The following is a 4,533-nucleotide window of genomic DNA, read 5'->3' as shown; positions in this document are numbered from 1 at the left end:
CGGCAGCTCCTACATCAATGGACACCGCTCTCCTATAGGAGCTGCCGCAGGCTGCGATCTTTTCGACGCAACACCTGATCATTCTTTGAAAGCCTGCTTTACCGGAGCACCGCACCATGACGCTTGCAGTCCAGTTCACCAACGTTTCCCGGCAGTTCGGCGAGGTGAAGGCCGTTGACCGGGTTTCCATCGATATCCAGGACGGCGAGTTCTTTTCCATGCTCGGCCCATCCGGCTCGGGCAAAACCACCTGCCTGCGCCTGATCGCCGGGTTCGAACAACCGAGCGCCGGCTCGATCCGCATTCACGGCGCTGAAGCGGCCGGTCTGCCGCCGTATCAACGTGATGTAAACACCGTCTTCCAGGACTACGCGCTGTTCCCGCACATGAACGTGCTGGACAACGTCGCCTACGGCTTGAAGGTCAAAGGCGTGAGTAAAACCGAGCGCCACAAGCGCGCCGAAGAGGCGTTGGACATGGTCGCGCTCGGTGGTTATGGCGCACGCAAACCGGTGCAGTTGTCCGGCGGTCAGCGCCAGCGTGTCGCCCTCGCCCGCGCCTTGGTCAATCGCCCGCGCGTGCTGCTGCTCGACGAGCCGCTCGGCGCCCTCGACCTGAAACTGCGCGAGCAGATGCAGAGCGAACTGAAGAAGCTGCAACGCCAGCTCGGCATTACCTTCATCTTCGTCACACACGACCAGACCGAGGCGCTGTCGATGTCCGACCGCGTGGCGGTGTTCAACAAGGGCCGCATCGAACAGGTCGACACCCCGCGCAATCTGTACATGAAACCGACCACCACCTTCGTCGCCGAATTCGTCGGCACTTCCAATGTGATTCGCGGCGACCTGGCGCGCCAGCTCAGCGGTCATCCGCAGCCGTTTTCGATTCGCCCCGAGCACGTGCGCTTCGCCGACGGCCCGCTGGCCAGCCACGAAATCGAAGTCAGTGGCGTGCTGCATGACATCCAGTATCAGGGCAGCGCGACGCGCTATGAACTGACCCTGGAAAACGGCCAGACCCTGAGCATCAGCCACGCCAACAATCAGTGGATCGACAGCAGCGCGCAGCACCAGACCGGCCAGCGTCTGCGTGCACGCTGGGCGCGGGAAGCCATGATTGCGCTGCACGACACTGTCTCGAGCGGGGTGTGAGATGAGCACGCTCGCAATGACTCAAGCACCGCCCTTGCGGCGATTTTCCAACCTGCTCTATCGCAAGCCGAATCTGTATCTGTCGCTGCTGCTGGTGCCGCCATTGCTGTGGTTTGGCGCGATCTACCTCGGCTCGCTGCTGGTGCTGTTGTGGCAGGGTTTCTACACCTTCGACGACTTCACCATGGCGGTCACCCCTGACCTGACCCTGGCCAATTTTGCCGCGCTGTTCCAGCCGTCGAACTTCGACATCATCCTGCGCACGCTGAGCATGGCCATCGTGGTGTCGATCGCCAGCGCCATCGTCGCGTTCCCGATTGCCTATTACATGGCCCGCTACACCACGGGCAAGACCAAGGCGTTTTTCTACATCGCGGTGATGCTGCCGATGTGGGCCAGTTACATCGTCAAGGCCTATGCGTGGACGTTGCTGCTGGCCAAGGGCGGCGTGGCGCAGTGGTTCGTGCAGCATCTGGGGCTGGAGCCGGTGTTGCAGTTCATCCTCGGCATTCCCGGGGTCGGCGGCAGCACCTTGTCGACCTCGCATCTGGGACGCTTCATGGTCTTTGTCTATATCTGGTTGCCGTTCATGATCCTGCCGATTCAGGCCTCGCTGGAGCGCCTGCCGCCGTCGCTGCTGCAGGCCTCCGCCGACCTCGGGGCCAAGCCGCGCCAGACCTTCATGCAGGTGATTCTGCCGCTGTCGGTGCCGGGTATTGCTGCCGGCTCGATCTTCACTTTTTTCCCTGACTCTGGGCGACTTCATCGTGCCGCAACTGGTCGGCCCGCCGGGCTACTTCGTCGGCAGCATGGTCTACGCCCAGCAAGGCGCGATCGGCAACATGCCGATGGCGGCGGCATTCACGCTGGTGCCGATTGTGTTGATCGCCATTTACCTGTCCATCGTCAAACGACTGGGGGCCTTCGATGCACTCTGAAAAAGCCTCTATCGGTCTGCGCATCGCAGCCTGGGGCGGGTTGGTATTTCTGCACTTCCCGATCCTGATCATCTTCCTTTACGCCTTCAACACCGAGGAAGCGGCGTTCAGCTTTCCGCCAAAGGGCTTCACCCTGCACTGGTTCAGCGTGGCGTTTTCGCGGCCGGACGTGCTGGAGGCGATCAAGCTCTCGCTGCAGATTGCCGCTATCGCCACGCTGATTGCGATGGTGCTCGGCACATTGGCTTCAGCCGCGCTGTATCGACGGGACTTCTTCGGCAAGCAGGGCATTTCGCTGATGCTGATCTTGCCGATTGCGTTGCCGGGGATCATCACCGGGATCGCGCTGCTGGCGACGTTCAAGACGCTGGGGATCGAGCCGGGGATGTTCACCATCATTGTTGGTCACGCGACGTTCTGCGTGGTGATCGTCTACAACAACGTCATCGCCCGCCTTCGGCGTACTTCGCACAGCTTGATCGAGGCCTCGATGGATCTGGGTGCCGATGGCTGGCAGACCTTCCGCTACATCATCCTGCCGAACCTCGGCTCGGCGCTGTTGGCCGGCGGCATGCTCGCCTTTGCGCTGTCGTTCGACGAAATCATCGTCACCACGTTTACCGCCGGGCATGAGCGCACATTGCCGCTGTGGTTGCTCAATCAACTCAGCCGTCCTCGAGACGTGCCGGTGACCAATGTCGTCGCGATGCTGGTGATGATGGTGACCATGCTGCCGATCCTAGGAGCGTATTACCTGACCCGGGGTGGCGAGAGTGTCGCCGGTAGCGGTGGCAAATAATTCATGACAGACACCACTTTCCCCCTGTGGGAGCGAGCTTGCTCGCGAAGAGGCCATGACATCCAACATTGATGTCGACTGGCGCACCGCTTTCGCGAGCAAGCTCGCTCCCACAGGGATCTCGATTCGGACAGAACAATAAAAGTGTTAGCGAGGACAATGAAATGCAAACCAGACTCTTGATCAACGGCCACCTGGTCAACGGCGAAGGCCCGGCGCAACCGGTGCTCAACCCGGCGCTCGGCAGCGTACTGGTGGAAATCAATGAAGCCTCCGAGGCCCAGGTCGATGCCGCCGTGCGCGCCGCCGATAACGCGTTCGCCGAGTGGTCGCAAACCACACCGAAAGACCGTTCGCTGCTGCTGCTCAAACTCGCCGACGCCATCGAAGCCCACGGCGAAGAACTGGCCAAACTGGAATCGGACAACTGCGGCAAACCCTACAGCGCTGCGCTGAACGACGAGATTCCGGCGATTGCCGACGTGTTCCGTTTCTTCGCCGGCGCCAGCCGTTGCATGAGCGGTTCTGCCGGTGGTGAATACCTGCCCGGCCACACCTCAATGATTCGCCGCGACCCGGTGGGCGTGATCGCCTCGATTGCGCCGTGGAACTACCCGCTGATGATGGTCGCCTGGAAAATCGCCCCGGCCCTCGCTGCCGGTAATACCGTGGTGCTCAAGCCGTCGGAACAAACCCCGCTGACCGCGTTGCGTCTGGCCGAACTGGCGTCGGACATCTTCCCGGCCGGTGTACTCAATCTGGTGTTCGGTCGCGGCCCTGCCGTCGGCAGCCCGTTGGTCACGCATCCGAAAGTGCGCATGGTGTCGCTGACCGGCTCGATTGCCACAGGCTCGAACATCATTTCCAGCACCGCCGACAGCGTCAAACGCCTGCACATGGAACTGGGCGGCAAGGCGCCGGTGATCATCTTCGACGACGCCGATATCGATGCTGCGGTGGAAGGTATTCGCACCTTTGGTTTCTACAACGCCGGGCAGGACTGCACCGCCGCGTGCCGGATCTATGCGCAGCAGGGCATTTACGAAAAATTCGTCGAGAAGCTCGGCGCGGCGGTCAGCAGCATCAAGTATGGCTTGCAGGATGATCCATCGACTGAGCTTGGGCCGTTGATCACTGCGCAACATCGCGACCGCGTCGCTGGTTTTGTCGAACGTGCCGTGGCGCAGCCGCACATTCGCTTGATCACCGGCGGCAAGGCTGTGGAAGGCAACGGCTTCTTCTTCGAACCGACGGTGCTGGCGGATGCACAGCAGGATGACGAAATCGTGCGCCGCGAAGTGTTCGGGCCGGTGGTGTCGGTGACCAAGTTCACCGATGAAGCGCAGGCGCTGGAGTGGGCCAACGATTCCGACTACGGCCTCGCCTCCTCGGTGTGGACGGCGGACGTCGGACGCGCGCATCGCTTGTCCGCGCGGTTGCAGTACGGCTGCACCTGGGTCAACACGCACTTCATGCTCGTCAGCGAAATGCCCCATGGCGGTCAGAAATTGTCCGGTTATGGCAAGGACATGTCCATGTATGGGCTGGAGGACTACACCACGGTCCGGCATGTGATGTTCAAGCACTAAAAGCATCGCTGGCAAGCCAGCTCCCACAAGGTTCAATGCAGCTCTTGTGGGAG

The 4,533-nt window shown here is 61.4% G+C and carries 3 protein-coding genes and 1 pseudogene; all 4 read left to right on the top strand.

The features are described from left to right. Positions 1-116 precede the first annotated feature (116 nt). The 4 genes and pseudogenes from HT737_RS21115 to HT737_RS21100 all read left to right on the top strand — a co-directional run bounded on the left by HT737_RS21115 (position 117) and on the right by HT737_RS21100 (position 4,480). Entirely contained in the window at positions 117-1,154 is a 1,038-nt protein-coding gene (locus HT737_RS21115; protein ID WP_121183867.1) for an ABC transporter ATP-binding protein, read from the top strand. A gap of 1 nt (position 1,155) precedes the next feature. Then, positions 1,156-2,092: pseudogene (locus HT737_RS21110) on the top strand (ABC transporter permease). Next, positions 2,082-2,891 carry an ABC transporter permease gene (locus HT737_RS21105; protein ID WP_047292776.1) on the top strand — a complete coding sequence of 270 codons (810 nt, stop codon included), beginning with the start codon at positions 2,082-2,084 and terminating at the stop codon, positions 2,889-2,891. The pseudogene HT737_RS21110 and the gene HT737_RS21105 overlap by 11 nt, the downstream one beginning before the upstream one ends. Before the next feature lie 164 nt (positions 2,892-3,055). Continuing rightward, entirely contained in the window at positions 3,056-4,480 is a 1,425-nt protein-coding gene (locus HT737_RS21100; protein ID WP_182403939.1) for a gamma-aminobutyraldehyde dehydrogenase, read from the top strand. Positions 4,481-4,533: the final 53 nt, after the last annotated feature.

The organism is Pseudomonas sp. MD195_PC81_125 (assembly GCF_014060985.1).
In the GTDB taxonomy this organism is placed as follows: domain Bacteria; phylum Pseudomonadota; class Gammaproteobacteria; order Pseudomonadales; family Pseudomonadaceae; genus Aquipseudomonas; species Aquipseudomonas parakoreensis.
The sequence above is the reverse complement of the archived record's forward strand: the minus strand, read 5'-3'. Positions and strand labels throughout refer to the sequence as shown.